Origin of the sequence: Roseomonas sp. USHLN139 (assembly GCF_037145735.1) — a bacterium.
Taxonomy (GTDB): domain Bacteria; phylum Pseudomonadota; class Alphaproteobacteria; order Acetobacterales; family Acetobacteraceae; genus Pseudoroseomonas.
Genome location: NZ_JBBCWY010000003.1, coordinates 400,622 through 413,949, shown reverse-complemented (window position 1 = coordinate 413,949; position 13,328 = coordinate 400,622). Strand labels below are relative to the sequence as shown.

Here is a 13,328-nt window from a genome sequence, read left to right as displayed (position 1 = left end):
TGAAGGAAGACACCTTGGCCCCGCGCATCCCGCTCCGCCGCCACCGCCGCACCAAAGTCGTGGCCACCCTCGGCCCGGCCAGCTCCACGCTGGAGGTGATCGAGCGCCTCTATCGCGGCGGCGCCGATGTCTTCCGCCTGAACTTCAGCCATGGCAGCCATGAGGACCATGCGTCGCGCATCCTCATGATCCGCGAGCTCGAGAAGAAGGTCGGCCGGCCGATCGGCATCCTGGCCGACGTCCAGGGCCCGAAGCTGCGCGTCGGCCGCTTCCAGGGCGGGCGGGTGCAGCTGCAGACCGGCCAGCGCTTCCGCCTGGACATGTCGGCGACCCCCGGCGACGTCCGCCGCGTTCAGCTGCCGCATCCGGAGATCATGGAGGCGGCGCGCATCGGCACCACCCTGCTGCTGGATGACGGCAAGCTGCGCCTGCGTGTGGTCCACAAGCGCGACGACCACCTGGAGACCGAGATCCTGGTCGGCGGCGCGCTGTCCGACCGCAAGGGCGTCAATGTCCCCGACGTGGCGCTGGCCATCCCGGCGCTGACCGAGAAGGACCGCGCCGACCTCGACTTCGTGCTGCCGCTGGGCATCGAATATATCGGCCTGTCCTTCGTGCAGCGCCCCGAGGACGTGGCCGAGGCCAAGTCCATCGCCGATGGCCGCGCCTGGGTCATGGTGAAGATGGAGAAGCCCCAGGCGGTCGAGAACCTGGAAGGCATCCTCGATCTCACCGACTGCGTCATGGTCGCCCGCGGCGATCTCGGCGTCGAATGCCCGCCCGAGGAGGTGCCACTGATCCAGAAGCGCATCGTCCGCGAGGCCCGCGCCCGCGGCCTGCCCGTGGTGGTCGCCACCCAGATGCTGGAGAGCATGATCTCCGCCCCTGCCCCGACCCGCGCCGAGGCCTCCGACGTCGCCACCGCCGTCTTCGATGGCGCCGATGCGGTGATGCTCTCGGCGGAATCGGCCGCCGGCCAGTTCCCCTTCGAGGCGGTCAACATGATGGACCGCATCCTCTCCCGCGTGGAGCAGGATGCCGGCTGGCGGCAGATCACCGACGCCGCCCGGCCCGCGCCGGAGAAGAACTCGGCCGGCGCCATCGCCGCCGCCGCCCGCCAGGTGGCCGAGACCATCGAGGCGGAGGCCATCGCCACCTTCACCTCCACCGGCTCGACCACGCTGCGCGTGGCGCGCGAGCGCCCGGCCTCGCCGATCCTGGGGCTGACCAGCAGCGAGGCCACCGCCCGCCGCATGGCCGTGGTCTGGGGCGTCCACCCGCTGGTCTCGGCCGAGCCCCACTCGATGACCGACATGGTCGCCAAGGCGATCCGCGCGACGCAGGCGGAAGGCTTCGCGCAGGCGGGGGACGAGATCGTGGTCACCGCGGGCGTGCCCTTCGGGACGCCGGGGACGACCAACGCACTGCGGGTCGCCGCCATCAAGTAGGCAAGCGGCAGGGGGAAGGAATTCCCCCTGCAACCCCCTTCTCTTTCTGTCAGGGACGGCCGCCGATGGCGGCCGTCTGCTTCTGCACCTCGCGCAGGACCGGCGCATGGATCAGGCGGGTGATCCATTCGGTCTCCAGCCAATAGGCCACCTCCTCCGGCGCCAGCAGCGCGCGGTTCATCGCGGCGGCGCGGAACAGCGCATGGCTGGTGTTGCTGTAGCCGTCATAGCCGCCGGCGCCGACGCCCGTCGGCAGCCAGCCCGTCTCCAGCATCCGCGCCAGCACCGGCAGCCGCTCCGGCGCCTCGATGAACAGCCAGGCCAGCCGGGTGCCATGCGCCACGCTGTAATGCTCGAGGTCCTGCAGGTACCAGTCCACCTGCGGATGGCCATTGGAATAGAGGTGCAGGTTCCAGCGCGCCATCGCCGCCGCCATGGCTGCGGCAAAGCGCGGCTGGTCGCGCCCGAAGGCCGAGATCCGCAGCACATCCTTCAGGCCGTGCCGGCTCTGGAAGATCAGCGACAGGACGTCCGGCAGGTCGGGCGCGGCGAAATGTGCCGCCGCTGCCGCGCGCAGCGCCGGACGGTCGAAGGTCGCGAGCATCGCCATCACCGGATCGGCGCGCTCCGTCGGCCAGCCGCGCAGCCGCTCCAGGATCTCTTCGCCACGGCCTGATCGCAGCATCATCCAGGTCAGGGACACATAATCGCCGGCATGCGCGTCGTTGCACCAGAAGCCGTCCGGCGGCGCCGCCTCGCGCTGCGCCCGGCCCTGCAGCCAGTAGAAGCGCATCGGATTGACCGGCGCCGTGGTGATGAGTTCGAGGAAGGCCGCGGCATCGAAAGCCGCCCCCTCCCCCAGGTCGAACAGGAAGGCCGCGGCCGCCGGCGCATCAAGCGACGGCCGGGCGCCACGATGCCGCGGCCGGGCGAAATCGGCGGGCGCATAGTTGTCGGCCTCGTGCCGGTCGCGCCAGGGAGCCAGCTCCGAGGCCTCGAAGGCTTCCGCGGCGGCGATGGTGGGCGCGTCCTGGACCTGCTCGTGGAACAGGCGGAAGCGGACCACCGGCTCGCCCGGCGCGATCAGCCGGCGCGACAGGGCGCAGCGCTTGCGCGCCTTGCCGCCCAGCGTGTCGCGCCGGATCGATTTGAAAGGCCCGGGCCGCGGCGTGGCGATCGCCGCCGGCGCCGGACCGAGCTGGACGGCGCGCAGGGCGGCGAAGCCGGCGGAAGCCTCCAGCGGCGCCAGCCAGTCGAGCTGGCCGGTGGCCCTGGTCCAGGGCATCTGCTCGACGGCGGCGCGGTCGAAGCGCCAGAGCAGGTCGTAGCCGCGGCGGACCAGCTCGCGCGCTGCCGCCACCGCCTGCGCCTCGGGCGCGGTATGGGCCAGGACGCAGAGCGCGTTGAAGCCGTAATGGCTGCGGTCCTCGACCGGCCAGGCTTCGACGGCGTGGCGTTCGACGAAGGCCCGCGCCTCGTCGGTCGCGCCGGTCTTCAGGGCAACGATCAAGAAATCGGCACGCAGCGACCAGGTGGTGGCCTTGCGCGGATCCAGCCGGCCGGGCGCGCAGAGCTGGCAGAGCTGCGCCATCTGCCAGTCGAGGTCGTGCCAGAGCGGGCCGAGCGGATGCTCCCGCAGCAGGGCCGGGTCCAGATGTGGCGGGCTGTCATGGCGCAGCGCGGCGGCCGAGAGATCGGCCATGGCCTGGGCGGCCTCGGCCCAGCGGCCGCCAGCGATCAGCGCCTCGACCACGACCAGGCGCAGATTGTTGCAGCCGCCCAGCGCATTGCCGAGCGCCGAGCCCCAGACATGGTAGCGGTGCCCGGGCGGATGGGCGCGGGCATAGGCCTCGATGGCGGCCTCGATCCAGTCCCAGGCCTCGGCGCCGCGGCCGCCGCGCAGCAGGACGCGGGCGCCGAGGAAGAGGCCCAGCGCCCCTTCAGGCGGCAGGCGGGGCCGCTCGGCATCGCCGCCTTCGAGGGCCGGCGGCAGGGCGGTCAGCCAGTCGAGGTTTTCCGTCAGCGCTTCGGGGCGGGCCGGGAGGGTCGCGAGATCGATCTCGGTCATGCGCCGGGCAGGATAGGCAGGGCGTCAGGCCCGGCAACCGCGGCCGGGTCACGATGCCGCGGGGCGCCCGGCACCCGCCGTCACCTGCGGGCAGGCGGCCGATCAGGCATCCTCGCCATGGACCTTGGCGTGCAGGCGCTTCAGCCGCTCGGCCGCGCCCGGGAGGCGCGGGTGCAGGGTCACCGCCTCCTGCATCGAGCGCAGCGCGGCCTCGTTGTCGCCCAGCTGTTCCTGGAAGGCCGAGAGCACGGCCAGCGCGCCGAAATGCCGCGGCTCCAGCACCAGCACCTGGCGCAGGTCGCGCAGCGCCGCCTGCATGTCGCCGGTGGCGGCCTGGGCCTGGGCGCGCAGCAGCCAGGATTCGGCATGGTCGGGCTGCAGGATCAGCGCGGCGTCGAAATCCTCCACCGCGTCGGCCGGGGCCTCGCTCTCCATGTTGCGGGCGCCGCGGCGCAGCAGGAGCATCACGGCCGGCGAGGCACCCTGCGCCCAGAGGCCGCGGATGCGCGCCTCGAGCGCCGCGGCGGCGGTGTCGTCGGGCGCGGCGGGCAGCGCATCGAGCAGGCGGTTGAGCTCGCTGCGGCGGGCTTCCGCCGTGGCGGCCGGCTGGGCCTGTGCCACGGGGGCCGCGGCGAGCAGGAGGATGGCGAGGGCTGCGGCGCGCATGGTCCTGAGTTTGGCCTTGCCGGGTGGCCGCGCAAGTTTATTCGGCGCCGCCGGGAGTCAGAAAAAAGATGGGCGCGAACCTGCAGGTTCGCGGGGGGAATTCTTTCCCCCGACCTTACTTGCCTTTGTCGCTCCTGGGATCGAGCGCATCCCTCAGCCCGTCGCCGACGAGGTTGAAGGCCAGCACGACGAGGAAGATGGCCAGCCCCGGATAGATCGCCATCCAGGGCGCCTGGGTCAGGAAGCGCTGCGCCGCGTTGAGCATCGAGCCCCAGGAGGGCGATGGCGGCTGCTGGCCCAGCCCGAGGAAGGACAGCGAGGCCTCGGCGATGATGGCCTCGGCGATGGCCAGCGTCCCCTGCACCAGCAGCGGCGGGACGATGTTGGGCAGGACATGGCGCAGCGCCGTGCGCCAGGGCGGGTTGCCCAGCGCGCGGGCGGCCTCGACCCAGTCGGCCGCCTTGGCTTCCAGCGCCATGCCGCGCGCCAGGCGGACGAAGATCGGCGTCGCCGAGATGGCGATGGCCAGCATGGCGTTCTCCAGCGCCGGGCCGAGGAAGGCGGCCAGCGCGATCGCCAGGATCAGGAAGGGCACCGAGAGCATGGCATCGGCCACCCGGCTGATCACCGCATCCACCCAGCCGCCGGCCAGCCCCGCCCAGAGGCCGAAGGGCACGCCGAGGCCGATGGCGGCGGCGACCGAGACGATGCCGGCCATCAGCGAGGCGCGCGCCCCCCAGATGACGCGGGAGAGCACGTCGCGGCCATTCTCGTCGGTGCCGAACCAGAAGGCGCCCGAGGGCGGCTTGCGGATGCGCGACCAGGAGGTGGCGATCGGGTCATAGGGCGCGATCAGCGGGGCCAGCAGCGCCACCAGCACGAAGACCAGGACGATCGCCAGCCCGAGCATGGCCAGGCGGTGGCGGGCGAAGCGGCGGAGGGCACGGCGGCCGGGGCTGTCCTGCGCCGCCCGGCGCGGCGGCGCGGGCGGCGCCGCCTGGGGCGCCGGGGGTGGCGGCGCGGCCTGGCGCAGCCTGTCCAGGGTCGAGCTCATGCCGACCTCAGCCGCGGGTTGATCGCCATGTAGAGCAGGTCGGCCAGCAGCGAGAGCAGCACGAAGATCAGCGCGGTGGCCATCACCACCCCCTGCACCACCGGGTAGTCGCGGTTGAAGACCGCATCGACGATCAGCTTGCCGAAGCCTGGGATGGTGAAGATCTGCTCGGTCAGCACCGCGCCGGCCAGCAGCCGCCCGAGCTCGATGGTGCCCAGCGTGACGACCGGGATCAGCGCGTTGCGCAGCGCATGCTTGACCACGACCATGCGCTCGGTGAGGCCCTTGGCGCGGGCGGTGCGGACATAATCCTGGCTCAGCGCGGTCAGCATGGCGGCGCGGGTGTGGCGCATCAGCACGCCGGCGATGGAATTGCCCAGCACGAAGGCCGGCATGATGGTGGTCGCCAGCGACTGCCAGGGGTCCTCGAAGAGCGAGACATAGCCCGAGGGCGGCAGCCAGCCGAGCTGCACGCTGAACAGCAGGATCAGCATGATGCCGAGCCAGAAGTTCGGCGTGGAAATGCCGGCCAGCGCCACGCCGTTCGCTGCCCAGTCCACGGGGCGGTCCTTCCAGACGGCGGAAACAATGCCGAGCGGCACGCCGATCAGCACGGCGATGACGAAGGCCATCAGGGCGAGCTGCAGGGTGACCGGCAGCTTCTCCAGGATCAGCTGCGCCACCGGCATGCGGATGCGCCAGGAGAAGCCGAAATCGCCGGTCAGCACGCGGCCCAGCCAGGCCAGGTATTGCTGCCAGAGCGGCCGGTCGAGCAGCAGCTCGGCGCGGATCTCGGCCAGGACCTGCGGGTCGCCGCGCTCCTCGCCGGCCAGGATCAGCGCCGGGTCGCCGGGCATCAGCTGCTGCAGGCCGAAGATCAGCACCGAGAGGATCAGCAGGGTGGGGATGATCTGCCCCAGCCGGCGCAGCAGCCAGATGCCCATCTTTCTGTCAGCCCCTCAGTTCAGCCGGATGCCCTGGGGGCGGATGATGCCGTCGGGCAGCAGCGAAAACTCGGCGACGCGGGCGGCGTAGCCCATGATGATCTCGCGGTGCCAGAGATAGGCGCGCACCCGGTCCTGGCGCAGCGCGATGGCCCAGACCTGGGCGTAGAGGGCGCGGCGCTTGGCCACGTCGGTCTCCTCGCGGGCGGCGTCGAGCAGGCGGTCGACCTCCGGATTGGCCGACTTGCCGTCATTCTGCGCGCCGCGGCTGTGCAGGAAGGCCCAGGTGTTGCCGTCGGGGTCCGGCCGGCCCGACCAGGCGGAGAGATAGGTCTGGAACTCGCCACGCTGCGCCGCCTGCAGCGAGGAGGCGAATTCCATGGCCGCGATGCGCAGATCGAAGCCGGCCTCCTTGACCATGGCCTGGATCACCTCGGCCGCCTGGCGCAGCTCGGGATTGGTCGGCACCGTCATCTCGACCACCACCGGCAGGGCGACGCCGGCCTGCTTCAGCAGGGCCTGGGCGCGGGCCAGGTCGCGCGGCTCGGGCTTGAAGTTCGGGTCGTGGAAGGGGCTGCCGGGCGGAACCGGCTGGGCGGTCGGCACCATCAGCCCCTCGAAGACCACCTGGTTCAGCGCCTCGCGGTCGATCGCCAGCTCGAAGGCGGCGCGCACGCGCGGGTCGCGGCCGAAGGGCGTGTCGGCGCGCGGCCCGTTGCCGACATTGTAGATGATGCTCTGGTAGCCGAGGTCCTCGCGGGTGGCGACGCGCAGCCGGCGATTGCCCTTGACCGCCGGCAGGTCGGAGGGGGCGATCTCGACGATGTCCAGCGCGCCCGATTGCAGGTTGGCGACGCGGACCGAGCTGTCGGGGATCGGCAGGTAGGAGATGCGGTTGATGTGGATCCGCCCCGCATCCCAGTAGTCAGCGAATTTCTCGACGACGATGCGGTCCTGCGCCACGCGCTCGACGAAGCGGTAGGGGCCGGCGCAGACCGGGCGGGCGCCGAAGTCGCGCCCCGCCGCCTCGGCCGCTTTCGGGCTGACGATCATGCCGGCGCGGTCGGTCAACTGCGAGACGAAGGGCGAGGACGGCGCCTTCAGCCGGATGCGCACGGTCAGCGGGTCGACCACCTCGATGGCGTCGATGGTGCCGATCTCGCTGCGGCGGAAGCTGCCCTGCAGGGTCAGGTGGCGGTTGAGCGAATAGCGCACCGCCTCGGCATCCATCGCCTCGCCGTCATGGAACTTCACCCCTGGGCGCAGGGTGATACGGAGCGTCTTGGGGTCTTCCCAGCTGTACCCCGTCGCCAGCTGCGGAACGATTTCGAGCTTCTCGTTGATATCAAAAAGCTTGTCGCAAAGGCTGGCGAAGACGATGCGGCCGACGAAGGTGCGCGCCAGCGTCGGGTCGAGGATGTCGGGATCCTCGCGCAGGCCGATGCGCAGCTGCGAGGCCGGCTGCGCCAGCACAGTGCCGGCGGTGGCCAGGCCGAGGCCCAGCGCCAGGGCGGCAAGGAAAGGTCGGCTCATCGGGATGCTCCGGCAGGCGGCCTGGCGGCCTGGGTGTCGGGGTTGAAGAAGGCCTGCAGCCGGCGCAGCCGCGCGCCCCCCGGATCGGCCTCGGCCGGCGGGAGGGCGGGGGGCAGGCTGTCCTGCAGATGGCAGGCGGCGGCGTGCGGGGCGTCAGGCAGCAGCGGCGTCTCGCTGCGGCAGCGCGCCACCGCATGCGGGCAGCGGGTGTGGAAGCGGCAGCCGGCGGGCGGCTCGATCGGGCTCGGCATGTCGCCGGCCAGCGGGGCGGCCGGACGCCCCTGCCCCGGCACCGCGGCCAGCAGCGCCCGCGTATAGGGGTGGCGCGGGTTGGCAAAGACCTCGGCCGCCGGGCCGGCCTCGACGATGCGGCCGAGATACATCACCGCGACGCGGTCGGCGACATGGCGGACAACGGCCAGGTCGTGGCTGATGAGGACGAAGGTCAGGCCGAGCTCGCGGATCAGCCCCTGCAGCAGGTTGATCACCTGGGCCTGGACCGAGACATCCAGCGCCGAGACCGGCTCGTCGCCCACCACCAGCGCCGGGCCGGAGGCGAGCGCGCGGGCGATGGCGACGCGCTGCCGCTGCCCGCCGGAGAATTCATGCGGCCAGCGGCCGGCCAGCTCGGGGCGAAGGCCGACGCGCTCCAGCAGCGCGGCGACACGGGCGGGGATTTCCGCGCGGGGGACGGTGCGGTGCAGGATCAGCGGCTCGGCCACCGCCTGTTCCACCGTCATGCGCGGGTCCAGGCTGGCATAGGGGTCCTGGAAGATCAGCTGCATGTCGCGCCGTCGCGCCCGCAGCGCCCTGGCGGAGAGTTCCCCCAGCGCCTCGCCGCGGAAGCGGACCTCGCCGGCATCGGGCTCGATCAGGCCGAGCATCAGCCGGCCCAGCGTCGACTTGCCGCAGCCGCTCTCACCGACCACGGCCAGCACCTCGCCGGCGCGGATCGAGAGGTCCACGCCATCCACCGCATGCACCGCGCCGCGTTTCCTTCCCAAGGCGTCGCGCACTGGGAAGTGCTTCTTCAGCTTGGACAGCGCGAGGATGGGGGCGGTCATGCGGCCTCGCCCAGGATGGCCGAGAGCGGCGCGCGGTGGCAGGCGGCCTGGTGGCCGGGGGCGAGGCTGCGCAGCGGCGGCGCCGTCAGGTGGCAGAGGGTGACGGCGAAGGGGCAGCGCGCGGCGAAGCGGCAGCCGGGGGGCGGTGCCATCAGATCGGGCACGGTGCCCTCGATGCTGGCAAGCCGGCCGCGCCCGCCGGTCAGCCGCGGCGCTGCGCCGAGCAGGCCGACGGTATAGGGATGCTCGGGGTTGGCGAAGAGCCGGGCGGCGGGCGCGCGCTCCACCACCTGGCCGGCATACATGACGACGACCTCGTCGGCCTGGTCCGCCACCACGCCGAGGTCATGGGTGATCAGGATGGTCGCTGTCCCGGTTTCCCGCTTCAGCTCGGCCAGAAGAGCAAGAATCTGGGCCTGGACGGTGACGTCGAGGGCGGTGGTCGGCTCGTCGGCGATCAGCAGCTTCGGCCGGCAGGCGAGCGCGATGGCGATCATCACCCGCTGCCGCATGCCGCCCGAGAGCTGGTGCGGGTATTGCGCGGCGCGGCGGCCGGGCTCGGGGATATGCACCTGCTCCAGCGCGGCGACGGCGGCCTTCGCGGCCTCGCGGCGGGACAGGCCACGATGCAGGCGGAGCGCCTCCGCCACCTGCTCGCCGGCGGTGAAGGCCGGGTTCAGGCTGGTCATCGGCTCCTGGAAGATCATCGCCATGGCGGGGCCGCGCAGGCGGCGGCGCGGCTCCGGCGGCAGGCTGGCGATCTCCTGCCCGGCAAGCCGGATGCTGCCCTCGATGCGGGCGCTGCCGGGCAGCAGGCCCATGATGGCCAGGCTGGTGGCCGACTTGCCGCAGCCGCTCTCGCCGACGATGGCGAGCGTCCGGCCCGGCTCGACGGCGAAGGAAATGCCCTGCACCGCCGTGAAGGGGCCGCGGTCGGTGCGGAAGGTGATGGCGAGGTCGGTGACCTCCAGCGCAGGCGTCATGGACCCCGGTGGCTTGCACGTTTCGCGCCAGAGGCTGTCACCCTGTCGCAACGACGGCAAGCCTCGTCACCGGCCCCGCGCGGTGGACCATCGAATCTCCACCAGGCGCAGGCGGGGCAGCCCGCGCCTCCGGGCGGGGGAGAAGCCTCCCCCGCCCGCCCGCCTCAGGCGTCCTGCGGCATGCCGGTCGGGATCACCGTCCTGACCAGCGTGCTGTCGAGCGCCTCGTAGTCGTGGTAGCGGATGGTCTCGTAGAGCTGCGCCCGGGTCTGCATGCGCGGCAGCATGTTGTGGGTGCCGCCATCGGCCTTGATGGCGCCGTAGAGCTCCTCCATCGAGCGCGCCGCGACGCGCAGATGGCTGACCGGCCAGATCACCATGGAATAGCCCATGGCCTCGAATTCCTCGGCGGTGAAGAAGGGCGTGCGGCCGAACTCGGTCATGTTGGCCAGCAGCTTCACCCCCGGCATGCGGCGGGCGAATTCGACGAACATTTCTTTCGTCGTCAGCGCCTCGGGGAAGATCGCGTCGGCGCCGGCCTCCAGATAGAGCTTGGCGCGGGCGACGGCGCCGTCCATGCCCTCGGAGGCGGCGGCGTCCGTCCGGGCGATCAGATAGAGGTGGCGGCGCGCCTTGCGGGCGGCGGCGACCTTGGCCGCCATGTCATGCGCATCGGCCAGCTTCTTGTCGTTCAGATGGCCGCATTTCTTCGGCAGCAGCTGGTCTTCCAGGTGGACGGCGGCGGCGCCGGCCTCCTCGAAGCTGCGCACCATGTGCATGACGTTCAGCGCCTCGCCATAGCCGGTGTCGCCATCGACCAGCACCGGCAGGGCGCTGGCGCGCGCCACCTGGCGGATGTGCCAGGCGACGTCGTCCACCGTGATCATGCCGAGATCGGGCAGGCCCATGGTGGCCGACATGGCGGCACCCGACATGTAGAGCGCCTCGAACCCCGCCTGCTTGGCCAGCAGCGCCGCGATGCCCAGATGCGCGCCCGGCATGCGCAGGATCTGCGGCCGCTCCAGCAGCGCCCGGAAGCGCTGGCCGGCGGGCGCCTCGGGCAGGTCGTCGGCGATGACATAGGGCATTGGACGGTTTTTCCCTTATCGTTCAGACGAAGAAGATCAGCGTGGCCAGGGCGAAGCTCGGCACCAGGAAGACCAGGGCCCAGCCACAATAGCCGAAGAAGCTCGGCATCCGGACACCCTGCGCCTCGACGATGGCCTTGACCATGAAGTTGGGGGCATTGCCGATATAGGAATTGGCGCCCATGAAGACCGCCCCCGCCGAGATCGCCGCCAGCACCGGCGCGCCTTCCGCCATCAGCCGCGCCGCGTCGCCGCCGGCCAGGTTGAAGAAGACCAGATAGGTCGGCGCATTGTCGAGGAAACTGGACAGCGCCCCGGTCAGCCAGAAATACACCCAGGGCACCGGCCGCCCGGCGGCGTCCGAGGTCAGCGCCACCAGCCCGCCGAGCGGCCCCGCGGTGCCCGCCTTCAGCATCGCCAGCACCGGCGCCATGGTCAGGAAGATGCCGGCGAAGAGTTTCGCGACCTCCTGCATGGCGTCCCAGCTGAAGTCGTTCTCGTGCCGCAGCGCCTTCGGCGTCCAGTGGATCGAGGCGAAGGTGATGGCCAGCAGCAGCAGCATGGCGACCAGCCGCTCGACGCCGATCGACTGGCCGGCGAGCGAGATAACGCCGGGCTGCCACAGCCCCTGCATCAGCACCACCGCCAGCACGGCGCCGAGCAGCGCCACATTGACCCAGCCGGAGATGGCCAGGCGTTCGCCCGGCGGCGCCTCGGCATGCTCGGCATGCTCCGCCGCCTCGGCCCCCGCCTCGACCTCGGCCCGCTTCTCCTTCGCATAGGCCAGCGAGTCGATGACGAAATAGACACCGAGCAGCAGCAGGGCACAGAACAGGAATTCGCCAAACAGGTGCTGAGTGGGCCAGAAGAAAGAAACGCCCTGCAGGAAGCCGAGGTAGAGCGGCGGGTCGCCGAGCGGGGTCAGCACGCCGCCGATATTGCTGACCAGGAAGATGAAGAAGACGAAGCTGTGCATGCGGTGGCGGCGCCCGGCATTGGCGCGCAGCATCGGCCGGATCAGCAGCATCGAGGCCCCGGTGGTGCCCATCACGCTGGCCAGCAGCGTGCCGACCGCCAGGATGGTGGTGTTGACCACCGGCGTGCCGACCAGGTGGCCGCGCAGCAGCACCCCGCCGCCGGTGGTGAACAGCGCCAGCAGCAGCGCGATGAAGGGCAGGTATTCGCCCAGCATGACATGCGCCAGCTCATCCCCCGCCGCCCCCAGGCCGAAGACACCGGCATAGGGAACCAGGAACAGCGCGGTCCAGGCGAAGGCGATCTTGCCGAAATGCGGATGCCACAGCTTCGGCGCCAGCAGCGGCAGCAGCGCGATCGACAGCAGCAGCCCGGCGAAAGGCAGGCCCCAGGCCAGGCTGGTCATCGCCCCGCCCGCCTCGGCCGCGGCCGCCGGCGGTGCCATCGCCGCCATGCCGAGCAGCGCCGCCGCGCCCGCCAACCCTGTCCTGCCGGCCCCTCGCATGCCCCTCTCCCTCCGTCGGATTGCCCCCCCGCCCTACACCCGGACCGCGGCCCGGTCAGCCCCACCCTTTCCGAACCCGTCCGGGCGCCCTAGCTTCCATGCCAGGACGCGGGACTGCATTCCGGGGAGACAGTGGATGGAAATGACGGGTGAACGGCGCATCGAGGCGCCCCGCGAGACCGTGTGGCAGGGGCTGAACGACCCCGAGGTGCTGCGCGCCTCGATCCCCGGCTGCGAATCGGTGGAGCGCACGGCGGAGGATGCCTTCCAGGCCCGCGTCGCGCTGAAGATCGGCCCGATGGCGGCGAAATTCACCGGCAAGGTGCAGCTGTCCAACATCAACGCGCCGGCCGGCTACACCATCAGCGGCGAGGGCAATGGCGGCGCCATGGGCTTCGCCAAGGGCGGCGCCGATGTGGCGCTGGAGGAGGTTGGCCCCTCCGCCACCCTGCTGAAGTACCAGGTCAAGGCCCAAGTCGGCGGCAAGATGGCGCAGCTGGGCGCCCGGCTGATCGACAGCACGGCCAAGCAGATGGCGGACCAGTTCTTCGACCGCTTCGCCGCCACCGTCTCGACCCCGGCCGCGGCCGAGCCGACCACCCTGCCCGACGGCACCCCGGTGCGGCCGAGCCACACCGCCTCGCTGCCCGAGGGCACGGTGCCGACCCCGGCGCCGGGCACCGAGGTGGGCGATGCCAGCCCGGTCGAGCGGCTGGGCGCCGCGACCCTGGTGGGCGCTGGCCTCACCGAGCATTCCGGCGAGACGCCGCCCGGCGGCCGCCCGGCCCCGGTGAGCACGCCGAACGGGACCCCGGCCGGCCATGGCCAGGCTGCCCCGGTGGCCGCGCGCGGCTATGCCAAGCCGGTCGCCGCCCCGGCCCCGGCGCTGTCGATCTTCTCGCTGCTGCCGGAGGAGGTCTTCGGCCTGCCGCTGCTGTTCTGGGGCGGCTCGGCGGTGTTCATGGTGGTGCTGTTCCTGCTCTTCGTGCTGGGCTGAGGC

At 71.8% G+C, this 13,328-nt stretch carries 11 protein-coding genes; 2 read left to right on the top strand and 9 right to left on the bottom strand.

The window, feature by feature from the left end:
- Positions 1 to 14: 14 nt before the first annotated feature.
- Positions 15 to 1,448: a pyruvate kinase gene (gene pyk / locus WFI16_RS12405; protein WP_419898148.1), complete on the top strand. Its 1,434-nt coding sequence runs from the start codon at positions 15 to 17 to the stop codon at positions 1,446 to 1,448.
- A 49-nt stretch (positions 1,449 to 1,497) separates the two neighbouring features.
- Here the strand turns inward: pyk and WFI16_RS12400 are convergent, their stop codons facing one another.
- The 9 genes from WFI16_RS12400 to WFI16_RS12360 all read right to left on the bottom strand — a co-directional run bounded on the left by WFI16_RS12400 (position 1,498) and on the right by WFI16_RS12360 (position 12,328).
- Positions 1,498 to 3,516 carry a hypothetical protein gene (locus tag WFI16_RS12400; RefSeq protein ID WP_419898147.1) on the bottom strand — a complete coding sequence of 673 codons (2,019 nt, stop codon included), beginning with the start codon at positions 3,514 to 3,516 and terminating at the stop codon, positions 1,498 to 1,500.
- 102 nt (positions 3,517 to 3,618) lie between these two features.
- Complete coding sequence (locus WFI16_RS12395; protein ID WP_419898146.1) at positions 3,619 to 4,182, bottom strand: tetratricopeptide repeat protein; 564 nt, start codon at positions 4,180 to 4,182, stop codon at positions 3,619 to 3,621.
- A 115-nt stretch (positions 4,183 to 4,297) separates the two neighbouring features.
- Positions 4,298 to 5,236, bottom strand: coding sequence for an ABC transporter permease (locus WFI16_RS12390; RefSeq protein WP_419898145.1), 939 nt, complete (start codon positions 5,234 to 5,236; stop codon positions 4,298 to 4,300).
- Positions 5,233 to 6,180: an ABC transporter permease gene (locus WFI16_RS12385; protein ID WP_419898144.1), complete on the bottom strand. Its 948-nt coding sequence runs from the start codon at positions 6,178 to 6,180 to the stop codon at positions 5,233 to 5,235. The genes WFI16_RS12390 and WFI16_RS12385 overlap by 4 nt, the downstream gene beginning before the upstream one ends.
- A gap of 15 nt (positions 6,181 to 6,195) precedes the next feature.
- Positions 6,196 to 7,713, bottom strand: a complete 1,518-nt coding sequence (locus WFI16_RS12380) for an ABC transporter substrate-binding protein (RefSeq protein ID WP_419898143.1) — start codon at positions 7,711 to 7,713, stop codon at positions 6,196 to 6,198.
- A complete protein-coding gene (locus tag WFI16_RS12375; RefSeq protein ID WP_419898142.1) occupies positions 7,710 to 8,777 on the bottom strand; it encodes an ABC transporter ATP-binding protein in 1,068 nt (355 codons plus the stop codon). Before WFI16_RS12375 ends, WFI16_RS12380 begins: the two co-directional genes overlap by 4 nt.
- Positions 8,774 to 9,760 (bottom strand): ABC transporter ATP-binding protein, encoded by a 987-nt coding sequence (locus WFI16_RS12370; protein ID WP_419898141.1) that lies wholly within the window; start codon positions 9,758 to 9,760, stop codon positions 8,774 to 8,776. Before WFI16_RS12370 ends, WFI16_RS12375 begins: the two co-directional genes overlap by 4 nt.
- A 164-nt stretch (positions 9,761 to 9,924) precedes the next feature.
- A complete protein-coding gene (gene prpB / locus WFI16_RS12365; RefSeq protein ID WP_419898140.1) occupies positions 9,925 to 10,848 on the bottom strand; it encodes a methylisocitrate lyase in 924 nt (307 codons plus the stop codon).
- 22 nt (positions 10,849 to 10,870) lie between these two features.
- Positions 10,871 to 12,328, bottom strand: a complete 1,458-nt coding sequence (locus WFI16_RS12360; RefSeq protein WP_419898139.1) for a sodium:proton antiporter — start codon at positions 12,326 to 12,328, stop codon at positions 10,871 to 10,873.
- Between the two features lie 136 nt (positions 12,329 to 12,464).
- Between WFI16_RS12360 and WFI16_RS12355 the strand changes: the two genes are divergently transcribed.
- Positions 12,465 to 13,325 carry an SRPBCC domain-containing protein gene (locus tag WFI16_RS12355; RefSeq protein ID WP_419898138.1) on the top strand — a complete coding sequence of 287 codons (861 nt, stop codon included), beginning with the start codon at positions 12,465 to 12,467 and terminating at the stop codon, positions 13,323 to 13,325.
- Positions 13,326 to 13,328: the final 3 nt, after the last annotated feature.

Bases quoted from the DNA above. Each gene is read 5' to 3' on its own strand.
- WFI16_RS12395 (WP_419898146.1), bottom strand. From the start codon at position 4,182: ATGCGCGCCGCAGCCCTCGCCATCCTCCTGCTCGCCGCGGCCCCCGTG.
- WFI16_RS12360 (WP_419898139.1), bottom strand. From the start codon at position 12,328: ATGCGAGGGGCCGGCAGGACAGGGTTGGCGGGCGCGGCGGCGCTGCTC.
- WFI16_RS12380 (WP_419898143.1), bottom strand. From the start codon at position 7,713: ATGAGCCGACCTTTCCTTGCCGCCCTGGCGCTGGGCCTCGGCCTGGCC.
- WFI16_RS12370 (WP_419898141.1), bottom strand. From the start codon at position 9,760: ATGACGCCTGCGCTGGAGGTCACCGACCTCGCCATCACCTTCCGCACC.
- WFI16_RS12390 (WP_419898145.1), bottom strand. From the start codon at position 5,236: ATGAGCTCGACCCTGGACAGGCTGCGCCAGGCCGCGCCGCCACCCCCG.
- WFI16_RS12375 (WP_419898142.1), bottom strand. From the start codon at position 8,777: ATGACCGCCCCCATCCTCGCGCTGTCCAAGCTGAAGAAGCACTTCCCA.
- WFI16_RS12385 (WP_419898144.1), bottom strand. From the start codon at position 6,180: ATGGGCATCTGGCTGCTGCGCCGGCTGGGGCAGATCATCCCCACCCTG.
- WFI16_RS12355 (WP_419898138.1), top strand. From the start codon at position 12,465: ATGGAAATGACGGGTGAACGGCGCATCGAGGCGCCCCGCGAGACCGTG.
- WFI16_RS12400 (WP_419898147.1), bottom strand. From the start codon at position 3,516: ATGACCGAGATCGATCTCGCGACCCTCCCGGCCCGCCCCGAAGCGCTG.
- prpB (WP_419898140.1), bottom strand. From the start codon at position 10,848: ATGCCCTATGTCATCGCCGACGACCTGCCCGAGGCGCCCGCCGGCCAG.